At 68.1% G+C, this 21,490-nt stretch carries 21 protein-coding genes; 10 read left to right on the top strand and 11 right to left on the bottom strand.

Features of this window, described 5'->3' with window-relative positions:
- Nucleotides 1–21 precede the first annotated feature (21 nt).
- Complete coding sequence (locus H587_RS17215) at nt 22–1,539, top strand: ABC transporter ATP-binding protein (protein WP_034608542.1); 1,518 nt, start codon at nt 22–24, stop codon at nt 1,537–1,539.
- Here H587_RS17215 and cysQ read toward each other — a convergent pair.
- Entirely contained in the window at nt 1,487–2,263 is a 777-nt protein-coding gene (gene cysQ, locus H587_RS0104285) for a 3'(2'),5'-bisphosphate nucleotidase CysQ (protein ID WP_027175217.1), read from the bottom strand. The genes H587_RS17215 and cysQ overlap by 53 nt on opposite strands.
- Nucleotides 2,260–2,871: a hypothetical protein gene (locus tag H587_RS17220; RefSeq protein ID WP_051202433.1), complete on the bottom strand. Its 612-nt coding sequence runs from the start codon at nt 2,869–2,871 to the stop codon at nt 2,260–2,262. The genes cysQ and H587_RS17220 overlap by 4 nt, the downstream gene beginning before the upstream one ends.
- Before the next feature lie 133 nt (nt 2,872–3,004).
- On the opposite strand from H587_RS17220, the gene H587_RS0104295 reads away from it, so the two are divergent.
- The 7 genes from H587_RS0104295 (at nt 3,005) to H587_RS0104325 (ending at nt 7,538) form a co-directional block, all read left to right on the top strand.
- Nucleotides 3,005–4,735 (top strand): aldehyde ferredoxin oxidoreductase family protein, encoded by a 1,731-nt coding sequence (locus H587_RS0104295; protein ID WP_027175218.1) that lies wholly within the window; start codon nt 3,005–3,007, stop codon nt 4,733–4,735.
- 108 nt (nt 4,736–4,843) lie between these two features.
- Nucleotides 4,844–5,071, top strand: coding sequence for a MoaD/ThiS family protein (locus H587_RS0104300; RefSeq protein ID WP_027175219.1), 228 nt, complete (start codon nt 4,844–4,846; stop codon nt 5,069–5,071).
- A gap of 1 nt (nt 5,072) precedes the next feature.
- The gene (locus H587_RS0104305; protein WP_034608543.1) at nt 5,073–5,912 is read left to right on the top strand and encodes a ThiF family adenylyltransferase; all 840 of its coding nucleotides are present in this window, start codon (nt 5,073–5,075) and stop codon (nt 5,910–5,912) included.
- 13 nt (nt 5,913–5,925) lie between these two features.
- Nucleotides 5,926–6,153 (top strand): hypothetical protein, encoded by a 228-nt coding sequence (locus tag H587_RS0104310; protein WP_027175221.1) that lies wholly within the window; start codon nt 5,926–5,928, stop codon nt 6,151–6,153.
- Nucleotides 6,154–6,163: 10 nt separating this feature from the next.
- On the top strand, nt 6,164–6,886 hold the full coding sequence (locus tag H587_RS17225; RefSeq protein ID WP_051202434.1) for a phosphoribosylanthranilate isomerase: 723 nt from the start codon (nt 6,164–6,166) through the stop codon (nt 6,884–6,886).
- A gap of 66 nt (nt 6,887–6,952) precedes the next feature.
- A complete protein-coding gene (gene infA / locus H587_RS0104320) occupies nt 6,953–7,171 on the top strand; it encodes a translation initiation factor IF-1 (RefSeq protein ID WP_027175222.1) in 219 nt (72 codons plus the stop codon).
- Between the two features lie 145 nt (nt 7,172–7,316).
- Nucleotides 7,317–7,538, top strand: a complete 222-nt coding sequence (locus tag H587_RS0104325; RefSeq protein ID WP_027175223.1) for a cold shock domain-containing protein — start codon at nt 7,317–7,319, stop codon at nt 7,536–7,538.
- A 47-nt stretch (nt 7,539–7,585) separates the two neighbouring features.
- Here H587_RS0104325 and H587_RS17230 read toward each other — a convergent pair whose 3' ends face one another.
- Together H587_RS17230 and lpxB are read right to left on the bottom strand one after the other, a co-directional pair.
- Nucleotides 7,586–7,921, bottom strand: a complete 336-nt coding sequence (locus H587_RS17230; RefSeq protein WP_245560820.1) for a hypothetical protein — start codon at nt 7,919–7,921, stop codon at nt 7,586–7,588.
- A 9-nt stretch (nt 7,922–7,930) separates the two neighbouring features.
- On the bottom strand, nt 7,931–9,055 hold the full coding sequence (lpxB, locus tag H587_RS0104335) for a lipid-A-disaccharide synthase (protein ID WP_027175225.1): 1,125 nt from the start codon (nt 9,053–9,055) through the stop codon (nt 7,931–7,933).
- A gap of 138 nt (nt 9,056–9,193) precedes the next feature.
- On the opposite strand from lpxB, the gene H587_RS0104340 reads away from it, so the two are divergent.
- Nucleotides 9,194–10,111, top strand: a complete 918-nt coding sequence (locus H587_RS0104340; protein WP_027175226.1) for a Gfo/Idh/MocA family protein — start codon at nt 9,194–9,196, stop codon at nt 10,109–10,111.
- A gap of 64 nt (nt 10,112–10,175) precedes the next feature.
- Here the strand turns inward: H587_RS0104340 and H587_RS0104345 are convergent, their stop codons facing one another.
- The 4 genes from H587_RS0104345 to H587_RS0104360 form a co-directional block, all read right to left on the bottom strand.
- Nucleotides 10,176–10,814 (bottom strand): BON domain-containing protein, encoded by a 639-nt coding sequence (locus tag H587_RS0104345; RefSeq protein WP_027175227.1) that lies wholly within the window; start codon nt 10,812–10,814, stop codon nt 10,176–10,178.
- 105 nt (nt 10,815–10,919) lie between these two features.
- On the bottom strand, nt 10,920–12,545 hold the full coding sequence (locus H587_RS0104350; RefSeq protein WP_027175228.1) for an ArnT family glycosyltransferase: 1,626 nt from the start codon (nt 12,543–12,545) through the stop codon (nt 10,920–10,922).
- Nucleotides 12,529–13,158, bottom strand: a complete 630-nt coding sequence (locus H587_RS0104355) for a phosphatase PAP2 family protein (RefSeq protein ID WP_027175229.1) — start codon at nt 13,156–13,158, stop codon at nt 12,529–12,531. The genes H587_RS0104350 and H587_RS0104355 overlap by 17 nt, the downstream gene beginning before the upstream one ends.
- A 50-nt stretch (nt 13,159–13,208) precedes the next feature.
- Nucleotides 13,209–14,975, bottom strand: coding sequence for a motility associated factor glycosyltransferase family protein (locus tag H587_RS0104360; protein ID WP_027175230.1), 1,767 nt, complete (start codon nt 14,973–14,975; stop codon nt 13,209–13,211).
- A 132-nt stretch (nt 14,976–15,107) separates the two neighbouring features.
- On the opposite strand from H587_RS0104360, the gene H587_RS0104365 reads away from it, so the two are divergent.
- Nucleotides 15,108–17,396: a cysteine synthase gene (locus H587_RS0104365; RefSeq protein WP_027175231.1), complete on the top strand. Its 2,289-nt coding sequence runs from the start codon at nt 15,108–15,110 to the stop codon at nt 17,394–17,396.
- 51 nt (nt 17,397–17,447) lie between these two features.
- On the opposite strand, the gene H587_RS0104370 is transcribed toward H587_RS0104365, so the two are convergent.
- Genes H587_RS0104370 through iorA form a run of 3 tightly spaced genes read right to left on the bottom strand, consistent with a single transcriptional unit; the run spans nt 17,448 to nt 21,477 of the window.
- On the bottom strand, nt 17,448–19,034 hold the full coding sequence (locus tag H587_RS0104370; protein WP_027175232.1) for a sigma-54-dependent Fis family transcriptional regulator: 1,587 nt from the start codon (nt 19,032–19,034) through the stop codon (nt 17,448–17,450).
- An 8-nt stretch (nt 19,035–19,042) separates the two neighbouring features.
- A complete protein-coding gene (locus tag H587_RS0104375) occupies nt 19,043–19,639 on the bottom strand; it encodes an indolepyruvate oxidoreductase subunit beta (protein WP_027175233.1) in 597 nt (198 codons plus the stop codon).
- A complete protein-coding gene (gene iorA, locus H587_RS0104380; RefSeq protein WP_027175234.1) occupies nt 19,636–21,477 on the bottom strand; it encodes an indolepyruvate ferredoxin oxidoreductase subunit alpha in 1,842 nt (613 codons plus the stop codon). Before iorA ends, H587_RS0104375 begins: the two co-directional genes overlap by 4 nt.
- Nucleotides 21,478–21,490: the final 13 nt, after the last annotated feature.

The raw sequence follows: 21,490 nt of genomic DNA on the forward strand, positions 1-21,490 counted from the left end.
GATGGAACTATACCGCTGGGCATGCGCACCGCCATCCAATCCCGGCGTCTCCTGGTTCGTCTGAACGGCGCGGGGGTGACCCGCGAGGGCCGCGTCCTGCTCCATGACGTGCATTGGCGGCCCGCCCCGGGCCAGCACTGGGCCGTGCTCGGCGCCAACGGCGCGGGCAAGACCACGTTCCTGCGCCTCGTGCGCGGCGAGCTGGCTCCCGACGATCCGGGCTCCCGAACCTACATCCTGGGCGGCGAGAAACAGGATACGCCCATCGGGCTGCGTCAGCGGGTGGGGATCGTCTCCGCCGCGTTGCAGGATTTCTACGCCGTGGACGAGTCCGGGATCACGGCCCTGGACACAGTGCTCACGGGTTTCTTCGACACCCCGCTGCTCTACGAGGAACCTACCCCGGCCATGCGCGCCGCCGCCCTGGAGGCCCTGGCCCTCATGGGGGCCGAGCATCTGGCCCCCCGGCTCTTGCGGGGGCTGTCCCAGGGGCAGGCCCGGCGGGTGCTCCTGGCCAGGGCCCTGGCCCCGGCCCCGGATATTCTCATCCTGGACGAGTTTCTGGACGGCCTGGACCGCCGCGCGCGGAATCGGGCGTTGGAGTTCGTCGAGCGGGCCGCCGGGCGGGCCATGTTGCTCTGCGCCGCGCACCGGGCCGAGGATCTGCCGGGCGGCCTGACTCACGCCCTGATCCTGGACCACGGCGAGGTTCTGGCGTCGGGATCGGCCCCGGAGGTTCTGCCGCTGTATGGCGCGGACGCGGCCCCGGCGGACCCGGGCCGCTGGCGGTTCACGTCGTCCAGGCCACGGGAGAAGGTTCTGCTGCGTATGTGTGACGTCGAGGTCCGGCTCGACGGCGCGCCGGTGCTCTCGGACATCTCCTGGGAGGTGCGCGGGGGCGAGAACTGGGCCGTGCTGGGGCCCAACGGCGCGGGCAAGTCCACGCTTCTGCGCCTGGTGCTGGCCCTGGAGAGTCCCGCGGCGGTGAACGGCCCGCCGGGCACGGTGGAGCGCTTCGGCCTGGGGGAGGAGGAGGGCGTGCTGGCGGCCCGGGCGCGCATGGCCCTGGTCTCCCCGGCGCTCCAAGCCACCTACGCTTACGACCTCACGGCCGAGGAAGTGGTCTGGTCCGGGTTCCGGGGCAGCATAGGGCTCTGGGAGGAGCCGGACGAGGACGAGCGGGCGCGGGCCTCGGAGGCCATGGAATGTCTGGGGCTCACGGCCCTGGCCGGGCGGCGGCTGCGGAGCCTGTCCTACGGTCAGCAGCGCAAGGTTTTTCTGGCCCGGGCCCTGGTTGCCGCGCCGGACCTGCTTCTTCTGGACGAGCCCTTTTCCGGCCTGGACGCGGCCTCCCGCGCCGAGGCCCGCTCCCTGCTGGAACGTCTGGCCGAGGCCGGGCAGCGCTTTCTGCTCGTGACCCACGGCCCGGCGGACATGCCCCGGGCCGTGACCCACGTGCTCGTGCTGGAGGAGGGGCGGATCGTCTTCAGCGGGACGCGGGCGGAGTACGACGCCCGAGCACGAGAAACCCTGGATTGAGCAGGGATTCCTTGTTGTAGAAGAAGCGGCGGCCGTCATGGAGGGTCATGGTCCCGCCCGCACCCTCGACCACGGCCTGCCCGGCGGCCGTGTCCCACTCCATGGTCGGCCCGAAGCGGGCGTAGATGTCGGCCGAGCCCTCGGCCACCAGACAGAACTTGATGGCCGACCCGGCATTGATGCGCTCGCGCACAGGCAGCGTCTCCAGGTAGGCGTCCAGGTCGGGCGTGTTGTGCGAGCGGCTGGCCACGGCCACCAGTCCAGACGGATCGGGTTCGCGTACGGTCACGGCCTCGGCCGGGCCGTCGCCGTCGCGGCGGAAGGCCCCCAGGCCAGCGCCGCCGCACCAGGTCCGGTCCCGCACCGGGGCGTGAACCACGCCCAATTCCGGGTAACCGTCGCGCATGAGCGCCACGCAGACGCAGAATTCCCCCAACTCCTTGACGAATTCCTTGGTTCCGTCCAGCGGGTCCACGAGCAGGAACCGGCTCCAGACGCGGCGTTCGGCGTAGGAAATGTCCCGGCCCTCCTCGGAGAGCACCGGCACCTCCGGCAGCAGGGCCGCCAGACCCTCGGCCAGCACGGCCTGGGATGCCTTGTCGGCTTCGGTGAGCGGCGAGTGGTCGGCCTTGTACTCCACGTGGAAACCTCGGGCGCGGACCTCCATGATGGCCTTTCCCGCCCGGCGGGCCAGCGCGCACAACGGATCGAACAGGGAATTCATGCGGTCTCCTCCACGGTCAGTCGAATGTCGTGTTCCGGTCCGGCGGACAGGGCATAGGCCAGGGCCGCCCGTGACACGGGCAGGCCGTCGGCCCGGATTCCCAGGAGTCCGTCCCGGAAGTCCGGCCCGCGTTCGGCCAGGAAGCGTTCCAGGCGTTCGGCCCGGAGCCTCACGCCCCGGCGCAGGACTTCCGGCCCGGCCTCATCGGCCACCATGTTGAAGAGTTTTACCAGGATCGCGGCGTCGCCGCTGCTCTTCCCGCCACAGTCCGGCCGGGCGGCGATGGCTTCGCGGAAGGCCTTCACCGGGCTGCCTCGGCGCATCGCGATGCCCGCCAGCCCGGGCATGGCCGCGCCCAGGGCCAGCTCCGCCCCGGGATGCACGGTCACGGCCTCGATGTCGTCCACGGGCGATCCATCCAGAAAGACCGTGAGCACCCGTTCGGTGACATAGTCCGGGGCCATGCCCAGGACGTTTTCCATGACCGAACGCAGGCTCGCGCCTGAAACCGCGTTCACGCCCACGCCCTCGCGCAGCAGGGGCGCGAAGTCGGCGGATAATCCGGGGCGGACCTGGAGGAAGATGTGCGGGATCGGAACCTGAAACATGGTTTTTCCTCTTATGTCAGCATTGACATAACTATCAAATATTCTTGACTTTTTGCGCTCCGAACCTATGTTTTCGTAAAGCCGGTACGTCACCCGGCGCTGGAAGGCAACCCCCCAACCAAGGAGCAGCATAATGTTGAAGATACTGCGCATCAACACCCGGACGCGGGAATACCGCTTCGAGGATCTGGGCGACTATGCCGGACTCGGCGGCCGCGCCCTGACCTCGCGCATGGTGGGTCGGGAGGTTCCGGCCGACTGTCACCCCCTGTCCGCGGCCAACAAGCTGGTCATGGCGGGGGGAATCCTGGCCTGCACGAACGCGGCCAACTCCGGCCGCACCTCGGTGGGGGCCAAGTCGCCGCTCACCGGCGGCATCAAGGAGTCCAACGTGGGCGGCCAGTTCGCCCACAAGCTTCCCAAGCTGGGCCTGCTGGCCGTGGTCTTCGAGGACAAGCCCGCGGCCGATGCCCCCTTCGTCACCGTGCTGGTGAAGAAGGACTCGGTGGAGTTCCTGGACGCCGCCGACATCGTGGGCAAGTGCAATTACGCGGCCCACGACGTGCTCAAGGCCCGCTTCGGCGAGAAGGTCGTCACGGCTCTCGTCGGCCCGGCCGGTGAGCAGTGTCTCATGGCCTCCAACATCCAGTTCTCCGACCCCGACGGCCGTCCCAGCCGTTCGGCGGGTCGCGGCGGCCTGGGCGCGGTCATGGGCTCCAAGAAGATCAAGGCCGTGATCCTCGACCCCGAGGCCAAGGACGCCGTGGAAATGGCCGATCCCGAGAAGTTCAAGGTCGCCCGCAAGCGTTGGACCGACATCCTCATGGGCCACCCGGTCACGAGCCAGGGGCTGCCCACCTACGGCACGGCCATCCTGGTGAACATCATCAACGAGGCCGGGGCCCTGCCGACCAAGAACTTCCGCACCGGCCGCTTCGACGGCGCGCAGAAGATCAGCGGCGAAACCATGACCGAAACCATCAAGGCCCGCAAGGGAGCCTACAAGCACGGCTGCCACACGGGCTGCGTGATCCAGTGCTCGCAGATATACAACGACAAGAACGGCGAGTATCTGACCACCGGCTTCGAGTATGAAACCATCTGGGGCTTCGGGGCCAACCTCCTGATCGACGACCTGGATGACATCGCCACCATGGACCGCACTTGCGACGAGATCGGCCTGGACACCATCGAGATGGCCAACACCATGGCCATGGCCATGGAAGCCGGATTGGTTCCCTGGGGCGACAGCAAGGGCGCGATCAACCTGCTCAGGAAGGTCGGCACCAACGATCCCCTGGGCCGCATTCTGGGCAACGGCACGGTCTTCACGGCCCAGGCCTTCGGCGTGGACCGCGTACCCGTGGTCAAGAACCAAGCCCTGCCCGCCTACGACCCGCGCGCGGTCAAGGGCGTGGGCGTGACTTACGCCACCACCACCATGGGAGCGGATCACACCGCTGGATACGCGGTGTGCCAGAACATCCTCAAGGTGGGCGGCGACGTGGACACCCTGGGCAAGGCGGGCCAAGTGGAGATATCCAAGAACCTCCAGGTGGCCACCGCCGCCGTGGATTCCTTGGGCCTGTGCCTGTTCGTGGCCTTCGCCGTCCTGGATACCCCGGACGCCCTCCAGGTGATCGCGGACATGGTTTCCGGGCTCATCGGCAAGCCCTACTCCGTGGACGACATCGTGGGCCTGGGTGTGAACTGCCTGAAGGACGAGCTGGCCTTCAACAAGGGCGCGGGGTTCACCAAGGAGCATGACCAGCTGCCGGCCTTCTTCCGCAACGAGCCGCTGCCCCCGCACAACACGGTGTGGGATTTCAGCACCGACGAGATGCAGGCCGCCAAGGTCGGCTGAGCGTTTTCCCGCGACGACAGAACAGGGGGCCCGGGGCGGATGCTTCGGGCCCCCTTTGCGTCTCCGTCGGCTTTTGACCAACGCCGCCGGAAAAGATAGGAGTGCCCCATGCACATCAGCGTGAGATGCTTCGCCCAGCTGGTCACGAATCAGCCCGAGAACCCCGAGCACTTTCCCGTGGCCGACGGGGAAACCGTGGGCCGGGTCATGGAGCGCCTCGGCCTGCCCGAGACCGAGGTCAAGCTCATCTTCGTCAACGGCGTCAAGGCTGGGACCGGAACCGTGCTCAGGGACGGGGACCGCCTCGGACTGTTCCCGGCAGTGGGCGGGGGCTGAGGTGGACCTCGCCGGCGGAGTGGCGGCCGCCGCCGTCACGCGTGATCTGCCCGGAGGCCCCGTGCCGGTGCTTTCCCTGGAGGCCGGACGGGAGATCGCCCGGCTCTGTGGCGTCGCGGCACGGGACGTGGACGAATGCGCCCTGCGGCAAGGAGTCTGGCCCGAGCGTCATCTGCGCAACCACGCGGCTTGCACCGTCGTGGAGCAGCTCCGGCTCCTGACGGCGTGCGCGGCCGTGGTCGGCTTGGGCGGTCTGGGCGGGCATGTGCTGGAGCTTCTCGCGCGGGCCGGGGTGGGCCATATCCGGGCCTGCGACGGCGACCGCTTCGAGGCCACCAATCTGAACCGTCAGCTCCTGTCCACGGAAGACGGCCTGGGCGGCTCCAAGGCCGAGGCCGCGCGGAACCGCCTGGCGCGGATCAATTCTTCCGTGGAGGCGGACGTGCGCGACGTTTTTCTGGACGAGGCGGGTATGCGGGAATTGCTTCACGGCGCGGATCTGGCCGTGGACTGCCTGGGCGGTTTGGCCCAGCGCAAGGCTCTGCAGGACGCGGCCCGGGATGTGGGCATCCCCCTGGTCACCGCGGCCATGGCCGGGCTGACCGCCTTCGTGGCCACGGTGTTGCCCGGAGCAGCGGGACCGGCTGATTTTCTGGGCGGAGCCGGGCAGCCTTCCGGCGAGGACATTCTCGGCACTCCGCCGGAGAGCGTGGCCGTGGCCGCGGCGTTCCAGGGCGCCGAATGCCTGCGCCTGCTGCGCGGACGGACTTCGGCTCTGGACGGCCGGATGCTGGTCGTCGACCTGCGCTCCATGGCTTTCGAAACCCTGTCCCTGGGTTGAGGCGGAACCCGACATGTCGGTTCTGGCCCTGGGGCGTCAGCTACGGCCGTTCGGCGGACATCAGGCCTCGCGGGTCTGCATCATCTGCGGTCTGCTCTTCGAGCCCCGCTACGCCGAGGGCTGCGCCGAGTTGGAGGAGGACGCCTGGGTTTGTTCGCGCGCCTGCCGGGACGTGGCCTTCTATGACTACCGCGACGAGTGCGCTGACCTCGACGGTCTGCGGGCGCGGATTTTGGGCTGAGGCGGGGAACATGAATCCCATCATCCAGATCGCCGGGGTCAGGGATCTGGCCGAGGCCCGGATGCTTGCCCGTGCCGGGGCGACCCATGTGGGCATCCCCCTGCGCCTGGACGTGCATGCCCCGGACGTGAGCGAGGCCGAGGCCGCCGCCATCGTGCGCGGCCTGGGGAACGAGGCGGCGGTGGTCTGCATCACCTACGCCGTGGAGCCCCGCGAATTGGCCGAGCTGGCGGACTTTCTGGTGGTGGCGGGCATGCAGCTGCATGGGCCGGTGAGTCCCGGGCAGGCGGCCGAGCTGCGCCGCCTGCGGCCCGGGCTGTTTCTGATCAAGAGTCTGGTGGTGGCTCCCGGCCGGAGGGAGGCGCTCCACCGGGATGTGGAAGCCTTCGCACCATACGTGGACGCCTTCCTCACCGACACCTTCGACCCGGCCAGCGGCGCCAGCGGCGCCACGGGCAAGACCCATGACTGGTCCGTGAGCCGGGAGCTTGTGCTGTCCTCGCCCCGGCCCGTGATCCTGGCCGGAGGCCTGACGCCGGAGAACGTGGCCCGCGCGGTGCTTGAGGTGCGCCCGGCCGGGGTGGACGCACACACCGGGCTGGAGGACGCGTCGGGGCGCAAGGTCGAAACCCTGGCGCGCCGCTTCGCGGAGCAGGCCCGCGCGGCTTGGGCCGTGATGCGGTCGGAAGGCCCGGTTTCAGGGGGTGTTGCCTCTTTTCGGGGAACAGGGTAGGGATATTCCGGTTTTTCGGCCGTCTCGGGCGGATCGTCCGCCATTCCGGCCAGTTCAGGAGGGTGCATGTCCAAAGAAGAAGCCATTGAAGTGGAAGGCGTCATTCAGGAAGCCTTGCCCAACGCCATGTTTCGTGTGGAGCTGCAGAACGGTCACTCCATTCTCGGCCATATTTCCGGCAAGATGCGCAAACACTACATCCGCATCCTGCCCGGAGACAAGGTCAAGGTGGAACTTTCCCCCTACGATTTGACCCGGGGCCGGATCACCTTCCGCATGCGCTAGGCGGGCCGCCTCCGGCGGCCCGTGCGACGCCGTCCGTCCTTGCGGTCGGCGTTGTACCCCTTTTCCCCCAGCCACATTCTTGCCTGTCCGCCCTCCGGCGGGTATTCTGCTTCGTGTCCGCGCCTTCGGCGCGGCGGGAGGCGCGATGCGGCAAAACGGCGTGGTCAGCTGGTTCGACGAGCGCAAGGGCTTCGGCTTCATCACCGACTCGGAAGGCCGGGATGTCTTCGTGCATTACAGCGAGATCGTGCGTGAGGGCTTCCAGACGTTGGAAGAGGGGGAGCGGGTGAGCTTCGAACTGGCCTCGGGAGGTGAAGCCCGCAAGGCCCAGAACGTGGTTCCTCTCCGGCAGTCGTCCATGCTCTGATTGTTTTGTGTCGGCTTCATCGGCATGAAATAAAAGGATATTGATTCTTAGACACCCGCGGTATCGCGGGTCCGCTCCACGGCTTGGTCGCCGCTGACCGTGCGCGCGGTCCAGGCGTTGCCGCGCACCGTATAGCGGGTCAGCCGCCACTCGATCTGGTCGATGCAGTCCAGCTTGCCCCAGCCTTCGGGCGGCATGAGCCGAACCACTTCGTCCAGGAACGGCTCCACGTCGATGTAGCAGCCTTCGTAATCCACGGAGAGCACACCGTCCCGGAACACGATCTTGGTGAAGGGCGAGCCGGGGCGCAGGCGTTCCGCGTCCTCTCCGCTCAACCCGTGAAAGTCGCCATAGGCGCGCACGGCCTCCAGTGCGGCTCCCATCCGAAACTCCTAGAGGGTCTTGAGGTCGTCGAGAATGATTCCGGCCGCGCGATCCGCCGCTCCGGGCTCGCCGACCATGTCGCGCAGGCGGGCCAACTCCTCGCGGATCACCGCCAGGCTCGTGCCGTTGGAGAGCCACATGCGGCCGATGGAGGCCATGACCGGGGCCCGGGCCTCCTCCTGGATGAGTTCTGGAAAGATCTTCTTGTCCAGGATGAGGTTGGGCAGGCCGATGAACTTCACGTTGATGAGCCGCCGGGCCAGGAAATAGGACAGTCCCGACAGCTTGTAGGCGATGATGGTGGGCGTGCCGATGAGCGCCGACTCCAGACTCACCGTGCCCGAGGCGGCCAGGAGGAACTGGCTGCGGCGCATGGCCTGGTAGCGCTCCGCGGGCTCCACGATGTCCACTTCTAGATCCTCGGGCCAGAAACGCAGGAGCATGTCGCGGTCCACTCCCGGGGCCCGGACCAGGGAGAAGGACAACCCCGGCCGGTCGGCGGCCAGCAGGCGCGCGGCTTCGGCGAACTCCGGCAGGAGTCCCTCGATTTCCTTGCGTCGCGAGCCCGGCAGGACGCCCACCCGGCCCGGTTCGGGCTCCAGGCGGTCCAGCTCGGCCAGGGGAATCTGGTCCAGCAGGGGATGGCCCACGTAGTCCGCGTCCATGCCCCGCCGGTGGTAGAAGTCCTTCTCGAAGGGCAGGATGCAGAGTACGCGGCGCACGTTCTTGCGCAGGAATTCCACCCGGCCCGAGCGCCAGGCCCAGACCTGGGGGCTGACGAAGTAGTAGACCGGGATGCCCAGGGCGCGAGCGCGGCGCACCACGTGGAAGTGGAAATCCGGGCAGTCGATGACCACCACGGCGCTGGGCCGGACGGTCTCGAAGGCCCGGCGCGTGTCGCGCAGGAGCTTGAGGATGCGCGGCAGGCCGGTGATGATTTCGGTGCCCCCCACCAGGGATATCTGGCGCATGGAGAAGCGCAGGTCCACTCCGGCGTCGCGCATGGCCGAGCCGCCCATTCCAGCCAGGGACAACTCCGGCCGCCGGGCCAGCAGGGCCCGGGCCAGCAGCGCACCGTGCAGGTCGCCGGAAGCTTCCCCGGCGCTGATCCAGATGGTTGTTTTTTCGCCCATCCGGCGAATCTAGCCGCAACGGTTCCCGGCCGCAAGAGTGACCGTCGTTCCGGCCAGGTTGCCATTCCGGCCGCGAGCGGTTAGGTACCGGAATCCCCCGGGTTGGTCCCGGAAAACGCCAAGAGGGACGGTGCGAATATGAAGGTCGGCGTCATTGGTCTCGGCTGGATGGGCCGGGTGCATCTGCGCAATTATAGTGAAATGCCCGGTGTGGAAGTCGCCGGAGTGGTGGACACGAACCGGGAAGTCCTGGATGAGGTCGCCAAGCAGTTCGACGTGCCGGTGCATACGGAGATTCAGGCTCTTCTGGACAAGGATCTGGACGCGGTGAGCGTCTGCGTGCCCACCTTCCTGCATCACGAGGTGGGTCTGGCCGTGCTCGGCCGGGGCATCCCGGCTCTCATCGAGAAGCCCTTGGCGGCCACCGAGGCCGAGGGCACGGAACTGGTGGCTCTGGCCCGGCAAAAGAACCTGCCGCTCATGGTCGGCCATGTGGAGCGCTTCAACCCGGCCGTGCAGCGGGTCAAGCAACTGGTGGGCGACGACGTCATCTCCATCCAGATCGAGCGCGTGGGCCCATATCCGCCGCGCATCCAGGACGTGGGCGTGATCAAGGATCTGGGCTCCCACGACATCGACCTCATCCGCTTCATCACCGGCTCGGAGTACGAGCAGGTCTACGCCGTGACCTCCAAGACTTTGGGCAAGCACGAGGACTCGGCGCTCATCACGGCCCGGATGACCAACGGCGTCCTGGCCTCCATCAACACGAACTGGGTCACGCCCTACAAGTCGCGCAAGATCCACGTGGCCTGCAAGAGCAAGTACATCGAGGCCAATCTCGTGACCCAGGAAGTGAAGGAGTACAGCCAGTTCTCCACCTACGACAAGAGCTACAGCGTACGCGAGTGGCCGCTGATCTACCGCGAACCGGTCAAGGAGGAACTGAACCAGTTCCTGCGCGCCGTGCGCGAGGGAACCCCCGTGCCCATCAGCGGTGATGACGGATTGGTGGTGCTCAAGACCATTGAGAAGGTTTTGGCTTGCGCCTGCTGAACGCGTCGCCGACGAGAATGAAGGACGCCGCCCCGGGATGCCGGGGCGGCGTTTTTTTTCGGGATCAGCGCGCGGCCAGACGGGCGCGGTCGACGGAGAGGGGCGTCAGATACGCGGTCACGCCCGGGCCGGGCAGTCCGGCCAGCGCGTTCTGGAGTCGCCGTTGTTCGGCTTCGTCGGCCACGTAAGCCAGAACCACCACATGCCGCCCCACGACCTCCACGCGCAGACGCTGGGGCCGGACGCCGCCCAGAGCGGCTAGGCGGGCCTTGACCGTGTCGGCCAGGGCGGCCTGACGGGCGGGCGGCAGCGTCTCCTCCGGCGACACGAGGCAGCGCGTCACGGACTTGACGCCCGGCATGCTGGAGGCAGCCAGGGTGACCAGCCTGCGTTCCTCTTCCGAGCGAACGGAGCCCAGGAGGTAGATCTCTCCACCGTAGCACAGGGGCTTCACCTGGGCGTAGTGGGTGCGGGGATCTTCGTGCAGGCGGCTGCGCACGGCGTCCTCCAGGCGCATGTCCGCGCCAGGATCGCCGTCCACCCTGGATCTGGGGAAATACTCGTCGGTCAGCCTGTAGCCGGAATAGGCCGTGTTGGCGTACTGGGCCACGGTCAGGCCCTCGCTGATGGGCAATGCCGCGCACCCCTGCATGACGGTGGCGCCCGTCAGGAGGAGCAGGAGTATGAGGAGCGGTTGCCGCATGGCCTTTTCCTTGTCCGGGCATGGCCCGGGCTGGGGTTCAGCGTCGCGGAAACCCTTTTGCAAAAAACGGTCCTGTCCTCATCACATATGCATTTCACGTCGGAATCAACGCGGAGCCGTGGCCGCCAGGACATAAACCTGACCCGCGATGTTCTGCTCGTCGAAGGCCACCAGCCGGCCGGGCCGGTTCTCCCAGGCGTCCCAGTGCTTCTTGCGGATGACCAGGACGCATTTCGGCGTTTCTTCCACCTCGGCGGCGATTTTCGCCAGGTCGCTGGTCTCCAGAAGGTTCGTCCCGGCGTAGTAGGTGAAGATGCCGCTGTAGATGTCGTAGGCCAGGGGCTTGTAGCCCTCTGCCACATAGGCCCGGATGAGCGAGCCCTGGCGCTTGGGGCTCATGTAGTCGTCCAACGACGGCAGGGTGATGCGGTTGAGCGGCAGGCTCCAGACGAGCAGCGCCAGGGTCAGGAAGAGCAGCGGGGCCCGGGCCCCGTCGCGGCGCAGAAGGAAGAGCCCGATGGCCGTTGCGGCCAGGAGCACGGTGCAGAGGGCCACGCCCCGGGGCGCCACCGGCAGGGGCAGCAGGGCCTCGGCCACGGGCAGGGCCAGGGCCAGGAGGAGCAGGAAGCCGGAGGCCAGAACCCAGAACAGCCTGGCCCGGGGCCAGTCCAGATCCTCTAGGGCGTCGGCCGTGAGCAGGGCCAGGGGCGCGAAGAGCGGCAGGATGTAGACGAAGACCTTGCCCGAGAGGCAGCTCAGGAAGATGAACGCGGGCAGAATCATGCACCAGAGCCAGGCCCGGGAACCGGCCTGGCGTCGGCCGTTCCAGGCTGTCTTCCAGAACTTCGGCGTGAAGGCCCGCCAGAAGGGCAGGACCAGGGGCAGGAGGATCCAGGGCAGCCAGGCCGGGGGCAGGGCCAGGAAGTAATACCAGAACGGTTCCTTGTGATGGAAGGTGTTGGTTGCCCGGGCCACGATCTGCTTACCCAGGATGTCCTGGATGAAGCCTGTGCCCTTCACCGCCAGGGCCGCCAGGAGCCAGGCCAGGAGCAGGGCGAGCATGAGCCCCAGGCCCTTGAGCGCGGTCCGGCCGGCCATGCGGCGCAGTTCTCCGCGCCAGGCCAGGTAGCAGAAGGCCGTGAGCAGGGGGAAGAGGAAACCCAGCGGCCCCTTGGTCAAGGTGGCCAGCCCGGCCAGGAGGAACCCGGCCAGGACCGGTCCCTGCCCGCCTCGGCCGCCCGGGCCCCAGGCCTTGTAGAAGAACGCCTGACTGCCCAGGATCATGGCCGCGAAGAGCAGGTCCATGCGCGAGTAGTGCAGCAGGCCGATGAAGACGAAGTTGGTCAGCAGGATGAGCCCGGCGGTGAGCCCTGCGTCCTTGGGTCGTTCCAGGCTCCTGGTCAGGCCCAGGGTGGCGAAGAGGTAGGCCAGCCCCGAGAGGGCCGCACCCAGAAAGAAGACCGCGGGCATGCGAGAGATGGTGTGCAGCAGGGCCAGGAACCAGAAGTAGAGCGGCGGCTTGTCCGGGTAGGGCTGCCCGTTGAGCGAAAGCACGAGCCATTTTCCGGCCCGGACCACGTTCTCGAAGGCATTGGCGTAGCGCACCTCGTCGGAAAACCAGAGCGCGCGGCAGTCCATGGTCCAGGCCGTGTGCGCGGCCAGCAGCAGGCCCAGGGTCCACCAGGGGTGGCGGGCCAGGATTCCGTAAGTCCGGTCAAGAAAGTCCCGCATGTTCGTCCTTCGTCGCCAGGAGGTGAATGGCCAGCCCGGCCACGGAGCCCAGGAGCCAGCCGAAGAAGACGTCGCTGGGGTGGTGCCAGCCCAGATAGACGCGGCTGAACCCGGTCAGGGCCGTGAGCAGGGCCAGGGCCGGAGGAATAAGCCGTCCGGCGGAGCGCAGAGCCAGGGGCAGCGTGGCTCCGGTGATTTCGGTCGTGTGCCCCGAGGGCAGGGAGTGGTGTCCCGGATCCGTGGTCATGGGCTCGAAGAACGGGCCCGCGTCGGGGCGGGGTCTGCCGATGAGCATCTTCAGCCCGCGCACGGCCAGCAGGGACACGACCAACTGGACCGCGACATAGGCCAGGGCCAAGCGGGTGAGGTCCGGCCGTTTCTCGCGCCAGCCGCGCCAGAGCAGCCAGGCATAGACGGCGTAGAACGGCGGGTTGGACCAGTCGGTGATGCCGCGCATCACCGCGGCCAAGCCGGAGTTGGCTTCCCGGTGAGCACGGAAGAACGCCTCCACGGCGGCCTCGTCGCCTCCGAACGCGAGCCAGAGGACGAGCAACACGAGCAGCAGCGGCCAGGAGAAGCGCAGCCAGCCGAGAAGAATACGCGACCAGGACATGCCGCCTTATAGGCGCTCCCGTCCGGGGGCGCAAGGCGAACCGGCCGGACTCAGGCCGCGCGGCTCCCGGCCGGCAGGAGGCAGCGGTCCACCTCGCGGACCTTGCGCAGCACGTCCTTCTCGATCCTGCGGAACTCGGCCAGATCCTTGGGCTCGTAGGAGTGGCGCGCCTTGGCCAGACCGGAGAGGTTGATGATTTCGTTGAACAGGTACGGCACGTAGAGCGGATCCTGCTTGATGAACAGCAGGGCCTGCTCGAAGAGCCCGTGGATCTCCTTCTGGTTGCCGCCCAGGTTGCGGAAGAGCTTGGTCAGCTGTTTTTCCGCGTGGCGCAGGGAGCTGGACCAGCGGGGGCTGCGGGGCTCGAAATCGAAGGAACGCCGCCGTTCGCGGCTGGCCAGGAGCTTGCCGCGGAAGCTCTCCACGCTGCCCGGGGCCGAGGTCAGGAGGCCCCGGGCACGGACCTGGGCCATGTCGAGCATCTCCACGCCTTCGATGGGCGCGCCGCCGCCGTAGAGGCCGAAGACCGGCAGGTCCGTCTTGCGCAGGTCCATTTCCAGTTCACGTTTGGCGGCCATGTACTGGGGCGAGGTGATGATCTCCTCGCCGTGCAGGTTCTTGATCCGAAGATGGGCGCGCGGATTGAAGACGACCTTGCGGCCGGCGGCGTGGTGGCCGTCGGCGTGGGTCTGCTCGCCGCTCCAGGCGAAGTCCTGGCCCGCCAGCAGCAGGCGCGAGACGCCGCACCAGTGCAGGAAGCGCGTCAGGGTCAGGCTGACGTTGCCGCCCGCGTCCAGGACCAGTTCCCGGTCCTTCATGGCGAAGGTGGCCACGCCGCCGATGGTCCACAGCGGGATGGTCGGGCCGGGATAGCGGCGCACCAGCTCGGGCTGGACCTTGGTGGAATAGATCAGGGGCACCGTCGCGGCGCGCTCCAGGTCCAGCCGGTCGAAGATCTTGAGCATGCCCGGATCGTAGTCGATCGCCAGGCAGAAATGCGGGGTCACGCCCTGGGCCTGGAGCGTGGGCATGGTCTGCAACGCCGTGGCGTAGAGGGCGTAGCCCGGGTCGCGGACGAACTCGGGGGCGAAGCGGAGCAGGGACGGTCCCGCGCCCAGGATCACGGCCGTGACCCCGCGCGCGCTCCCCTCCAACCCGGCGAGGCTGCCGTCGGAAAGGGCCCGGTGGAAGTTCTTCAGCTCGTTGCCGACCATCACGTCCTGGCGGCTGCGCAGGGTGTTCATCTCCACGCAGAAGTTCTCCACGCGGCCCTTGATGCGCGCCAGCAGCGAGGCGTACTCCGGGCCCATCTGCTGGCTCGGCAGGTCGGCGCGCAGGTTGATCACGCCGTAGATGTACTGGAGGTCCAGGTTCTTGATGACCTCGCCCAGGTAGTCGTCCTCGGGCAGGGCGAAGTGGAGCTTCTTGTGCTCCAGGAAGGGCCGGAAGTCGGTCTGGCCCAGGCAGGCCAGGAGCAGTTCCGGGTTCGGTTCGACCACGACGATCTTGTGACTGTCCGGGGTGTTCGTGAGCAGGCGGTTGAGGCCGTAGCCCACGTTGCAGCCCACGAGAATGGTGGCGCTGGTGTCCGGCTTGGAGCCGCCGTTCCAGTCGGAGTAGAAGGCCTGCGGCGGAACCTGTTCGAACATGCCCAGGCCCGAGGGGAGCCTCCAGTCGATGAGCCCGTGGCGGTTGACGAACAGGCCATCCTTGATGCGTTGCTCATCGGGCTTCTTGGCGGCCAGCCAGGCCACGATCATCTGGCCCTGTTGGTCCAGGGTCTCCATGTTCTCGCGCAGGAACGGAAACATCTTCATCGGCGACTCCCTCGGAGGTTGGCGTTCGCCCGGGGTTTGCAAGTTTTCTGCCAACTTGCGGCCGTTCCGTTTTTGTCCTAAACCCGGTCGGACGGAGGCTTTTGCGCCGCCTGAACATATTCGAGGGAAGCCATGGTCCACGAGAACGTCCTGCAGATGATCGGCCAGACTCCGCTGGTGGAGATCCGCCGACTCAATCCCCATTCCAACGTCAAAATCCTGGCGAAGATCGAGTGCCGGAATCCCGGCGGCTCCATCAAGGACCGCGTGGCGCTGGCCATGATCGAGGCCGCCGAGGCCTCCGGGGAGCTGACCCCGGACAAGACCATCATCGAGGCCACCAGCGGCAACACGGGCATCGGCCTGGCCATGGTGGCGGCGGTCAAGGGCTATCGGATCAAGCTGCTCATGAGCGAGGCCGCCTCCGAGGAACGCAAGATGATCCTGCGGGCCTTCGGCGCGGAGATCGAGCAGACCCCGGCGCGTCTGGCCACGGACGGGGCCATCGAACTGGCCTACCGCATGGCCCGGGAGGAGCCGGACAAATACGTGCTCATGGACCAGTACAACAACCCGGCCAGCATCGCGGCCCATTACCGGGGCACGGCCCGGGAGATATGGGACCAGACCGGCGGGAGCGTGACCCACGTGGTCGCCTGTCTCGGCACCACCGGCACGGCCATGGGCCTGGTCAAAGGGCTCAAGGAACTCAGCGGGGGCGCGGTGCGCGTGGTGGCCGTGGAGCCCTTCGCCGGACACAAGATCCAGGGCCTGAAGAACATGCACGAGTCCTACCCTCCGGGCATCTATGACAAGAAGGCCCTGGACGCGGTGCTCAACGTGGAGGACGAGGAGGCCTTCGGCCTCTGCCGCCGCCTGGCGCGCGAGGAGGGCATCCTGGCGGGCATGAGCTCGGGCGCGGCCCTGGCCGGAGCCCTCAAGGTCGCGGCCGGTCTGTCCGAGGGCGTGGTCGTGGTCATCTTCCCGGACAGCGGCGAACGTTACCTGTCCACGTCCCTGTACGCGCCCCGCTCCGAGCGCGGGGTCAAGCTGGTGAGCGCGGCCACGGGGCGGCCCGTGACCCTGGCCTCGGCCTCGGGCCTGTACACCCTGGGTCCGAGCCTGGACGAACCCGGCGACCTGAGCGCCTGGCGTCGCGCCGTGCTTCTGGACGTCCTGGCTCGGCACCTGGAGGCCGAGGGCGGCAAGCCGCTGGTGGCCGTGGGCCTGGCCGACATGGACGACCGCACCCTTTCCGCCGCCCGGGCCGAGGGCAAGCGTCGGGCGGACTTCGCCCGCGAGGCGACCGCGCGTGTGCGCGACCTGGGCCGGGCCCTGGGCCTCCGCGAGGCCACGCTCTTCCCCCAGGCGTCCTCGGCGGTCGAGCGCGCCGTGGCCCTCTGCCGTAAGCTCCTGGCCAAGGGGCTGGCCTACGAGAAGCTCCGCTCGGTGTATTTCGACGTGCTGCGCGACAAGCGCTACGGCTGCATGGCCTGCATGGACGCGGACAAGGTCTCGGTGGGCAAGACCGTGGACCTGGAGGCCTACGTCAAGGAGAACCCGCGCGACTTCACCCTGCTCAAGCGGGCCAGTCTCATGGACCTGAAGCAGGGCGAGGTGTTGGAGACCGAGTGGGGCAACGTGCGGCCGTCCTGGTTCCTGCAACTGGCGGCCGCCGCCCTGGAGTCGCTGCCCCGGCTGGACGTGGTCCTGGCCGGAGAGGCGCACCAGTTCCCGCACCTGGAGAATCTGCGCGCCCTCTGGACCGCCGAGGGCCGTGAGCCCCAGGCCTGGCTGGTGGACAAGCGCGTGGCCCCGACCGAGGGCGAACCGGCCGACCTTTCCGCCGCCCTGGACGAGTGCGGCAATCCGCGCGTGCTGCGCATGTGGCTGCTCTCCGGCTCCTACCGCAAATCCCTGCCCCTGACCCGTCAGAGCTTGTCCATGTGGGGCAAGAACTGGCGCAAGGTCCAGGACTGCGCCGCGTCCCTGACGCTCCAGGCCGGAAGCCCGGGCGAGGACGTGCCGGACCGCGCGCGGCAGGCCGTATTCGATCTCAAGGCCGCCTTCTCCGCCGCCCTGGAGGACGATCTCTCCCTGCACCAGTTCTGGCCCGCGCTGTTCGGCTTCGTGAAGACGGTCAACGGCTTGGCCGCCAAGGACCGCCTCGGCGGAGCCGGGGCCGCCGCCTGCCTCAAGGCCCTGCGCGGCGTGGACCGGGTGCTGGGCATCCTGGACCCGGTGCAGCTGCCGGTGCCCCAGGCCGAACTGCCCGAGGCCGTGCACAAGCTCCTGGCCGAGCGTGAGGCCGCCCGCGAACGCAAGGACTTCGCGGCCTCCGACGCCTTGCGCGACCGGATCGCGGAGGCGGGCTACCGGCTGGAGGACACGGCCGCCGGACCGAGGGTCTTCAAGGAATGAAAAAAAGGGAGCGCGAGGCTCCCTTTCCGTTTCCTTGAAATGCGGCGGCGGTCAGGCCGTCGTGTCGGCCGGCCCCTGGGTCTTCTTGCGCCTGGGTTTGATGTTGGCGAAGCGTTTCACGTCCAGGCCGTACTTCTTCACCTTGTAGTTCACGATCCGGTAGGACACGCGCAGGTCGCGGGCGGTCTGGAGCATGTTGCCGCGCGTCTTCTTGAGCGAGTCCACCAGCAGTTCGGTCTCGAACTTGGCCACGGCCTCGCCGAAGGACAGGTTCGTGCCCGTTGCCGAGCTGTCGGCGGTCTGGAGCGTGGGCGGCAGGTGGTAGGTGCGGATGACCTCCTCCTCGCAGACGAGCACCGCGCGCTCCAGGCAGTTGCGCAGCTCGCGCACGTTGCCGGGCCAGTGGTAGAGGGTCAGCAGCTCGATGGCCGGGGTGGAGATGCGCTTGATGTTCTTGCCGTACTCGCCGGAGAAATCGGCCAGGAAGAATTCCGCCAGGGGCAGGATGTCCTCGCGGCGTTCGCGCAGGGGCGGGATGAACACCGGGAAGACGTTGATGCGGTAGTAAAGGTCCTCGCGGAACTTGCCCTGGGTCAGGAGCTGCTCCAGGGGCTGGTGCGTGGCGCAGATGAGGCGCACGTCGACCATGATCGTCTGCTCCCCGCCCACGCGCTGGATCTCCTTCTCCTGGATGGCGCGCAGGACCTTGGCCTGGGCGTCCAGGGAGAGTTCGCCGATCTCGTCCAGGAAGAGCGTGCCTCCGTTGGCCACCTCGAACAGGCCTCGCTTGGTCTGGAAGGCTCCGGTGAAGGCCCCCTTCTGGTGGCCGAAGAGTTCGGATTCCACCAGCTCCGAGGGCAGGGCCGCGCAGTTCAGCTTGACCAGGGGCTTGTCCTTGCGCGGGCTGGAGGCGTGGATTTCCTCGGCCAGCAGCTCCTTGCCCGTGCCGGACTCGCCGCGCAGGAGCACCGTGGCCCGGCTGGGGGCCACCTGGCGGGCCTGCCGGAGGACCATGCGCATGCTTTTGCTGGCGGCCACGAGGTTCTGCGGCGGCGGGGAATCCGGGCCGCCGGTCAGGCCCTGGGCCAGGAGGTGCTTCTGGAGCGCCATCTCCTCCTGCAACTGGGCCACATGGTTGGCGATCATGGCCCCGACCACCTCCAGGAGGCGGCGGTGGCTCTCCAGAACCTCGGCCGGGCGCACGGGCAGGTCCACGCTGAGCGTGCCCAGGGTCTCGCGCTCGTCCCGGGAGTGGTGCACGATGGGGATGCAGATGAAGGCCAGGCTTTTCAGCTCGGCGTCGGTGCGGCCGAAGGCCTTGTTCAGGAACTCGCGGTGCTCGGAGAGCCGGGGCACCACGATGGACTTGCCGCTCTCGAAGACCTGGCCGATGACGCCCCGGCCCGGCGTGTAGGTGGCCTGGGCGGTCTTGGCCGGGCTGTAGGACAGGGAGAGGCGGAGGTCTTCGGTCTCGGGGTCTTCGATGGCCAGAAAGGCGCGGACGTAGCCCATGTCCTTGGCCAGGACGCGCAGGAGGGCGTTGAGGCTCTCCTCCAGCGGGGCCTGGGGGGTGATCTCGTCCAGCAGGCGCTTGAGCGTGACCAGCGGGGCGTTGTCCGGGCTTTCCGATCCGTTCATCATGACCCTTACGCCGAGGCGGCCGCCGCGCCCAGATCCAGGGCCCTGAGGTTGATCTCGGCCACCTTGGGCTTCATCCCGGCGCGCACGGCCGCGCGCACGTCGTCCAGGCCCAGGGGCAGGGCGTTTTGGGCGCAGAGCGCGCCGAGCAGGGCGATGTTTCCGGCCTGCACGGCCCCGGCCTCGATGCCCAGACTCTGGCAGGGCAGCCACCAGGAGCGCGGGGTGCAGGCGTCGACCATTTCGCGGATGGCCGCCAGACTCGGGCTCTGCTGCCTGCCCGTGGCCACGGCCAGGGGCGGCAGGGACTCGGTGGAGGAGAAGACGAGCCCGCCGGGTTTCAGATAGGGCAGGGCGCGCAGCGTTTCCAGGGGTTCGAAGCCCATGAGGACGTCGGCCTCGCCGGCGCCGATCTTGGGGCTCCTGCAGCCGATGAGCAGGAAGGACTCCACCACGCCGCCGCGCTGGGCCATGCCGTGGATTTCACCCGAGGTCACGGGCAGTCCCTTGAGGGTCGCGGCCTGGGCCAGGACCGTGGTGGCCGTGAGCGTGCCTTGTCCGCCCACGCCGGTCATGAAGATGCGCACGGGCTTGATCGTTTTCATTTGCCCTCCAGCTTGCGTGCCTTGATGTGGGTGCAGACCTGGAGGCAGAGCATGCAGCCGCCGCAGAGCAGGGGGTTGATCTCCACCTTGCTGGAGGTCTTGTGGAAGGCCGGGCAGGCCAGTTCGTCCAGACAGCGGCCGCACTGGTCGCAGGAATCGGAAACCGCGGCCACGCGGGTGACCTTGGCTCCGTAGACGCGCCTGGCGTGCAGGGGGCAGGGCTCGCGGGCGATGATCACCCGCACCCCTCTTTCCGCCTTCATCTTTTCCAGGATCGCCGTCATTTTCTTGTGGTGCAGGGGATTCACGGTTTCGATCCTGGTCACGCCCAGGCCCCGGCAGACGGCCTCGATGTCCACCTTGGCCTCGTTGTCGCCGAGGATGGTCTTGTCCACGCCCGGGTTGGGCTGGTGGCCGGTCATGGCCGTGGTGTGGTTGTCCATGATCACGAGCAGGATGTCGTGGCGGTTGAAGACCGCGTTGACCAGGCCGGTGATGCCGGAATGGAAGAACGTGGAGTCGCCGATGAAGCCCACCACGGTCTGCCCGGCCGCGCGCGCGGCGCCGGAACCGGCCGAGATCGAGGAGCCCATGCAGAGCAGGAAGTCGGCGGCGGCCAGCGGGGGCAGGATGCCCAGCGTGTAGCAGCCGATGTCCGAGGAGTACACGGCGTCGTTGCCGAAGACCTTCTTCACCGCGAAGTAGGTGGCCCGGTGCGGGCAGCTGGCGCAGAGGTTCGGCGCCCGCTGGGGCAGGTCCGCCGTTCCGGCGCAGACCTTGCGCTGGGGCTTGCGCAGCTTGAGCACCGTGCGCAGGGCGTCGGCCACCAGGCCAACGGAAAACTCGCCGTTGCGCGGCAGGACGTCCTTGCCCCGGATGGCCACATTCAGGCCCCGCTTCTGGGCCAGCACGCGCAGGTCGTTCTCCAGGACGGGCTCCAGTTCCTCGACCACGAGCACCGTGGAGAGGCCCTTGAGGAACTTCAGGCAGAGCTTTTCGGGCAGGGGATGGGTGAAGCCCAGCTCCAGAAGCTTGACCTTGCCCGCCAGGCCCAGTTCGGCCAGGGCGTCGGCCAGGTAGGCCCGGCCGATGCCCGAGGCGGCCACGCCGATCTCGCCCTTGCCGGAGATGCGGTTGTAGGGGCTCTTCTCGGCCTCGGCCCGCAGCTTCTCGATGGTTTCCAGGAGACGGACGTGCATGGGCCGGGAAAAGGCCGGAACGGGCACGAAGCGCGCCGGGTTTTTCTGGAATCCGGCGGGCTTTTCCTTTTCCGGCCGCGCGCCGAAGGTCACCGGGCCGCGCAGGTGGTTGACCCGCGTGGTGGTGCGCAGCAGCGCCGGAGCGCCCATCTCCCGGGACAGGAGCAGGGCGTCGCGGGCCATGTCCTTGGCCTCCTGGGCCGTGGACGGCTCCAGGCAGGGCAACCCGCCCAGTCGGGCGTAGATGCGGTTGTCCTGCTCGTTCTGGCTGGAATGGCAGCCCGGGTCGTCGGCGGAAAGGAGCACGAGGCCGCCGGGCGCGCCCACATAGGTCAGGGTCATGAGCGGATCGGCGGCCACGTTCACGCCCACGTGCTTCATGGTGCACAGGCTGAGGGCGCCGGCCAGGGTCGCGCCGCCGGCCACCTCCAGGGCGACCTTCTCGTTGACCGAGTACTCGAAGTAGAAGTCGCCCTCGGGGCTCAGGCGGAAGAAGGTGTCGGGCACTTCCGAGGAGGGCGTTCCGGGGTAGCAGGTGATGACGTCGACGCCTGCCTCCAGGGCGCCCCGGACGATGGCCTCGTTGCCCAGAAGCAGGTGCCTGGCGCCCGCGTCACGGGTCAGCAACGGATGGGGCATGGACGGGACTCCT

This window comes from Desulfovibrio aminophilus DSM 12254, assembly GCF_000422565.1.
In the GTDB taxonomy this organism is placed as follows: domain Bacteria; phylum Desulfobacterota; class Desulfovibrionia; order Desulfovibrionales; family Desulfovibrionaceae; genus Aminidesulfovibrio; species Aminidesulfovibrio aminophilus.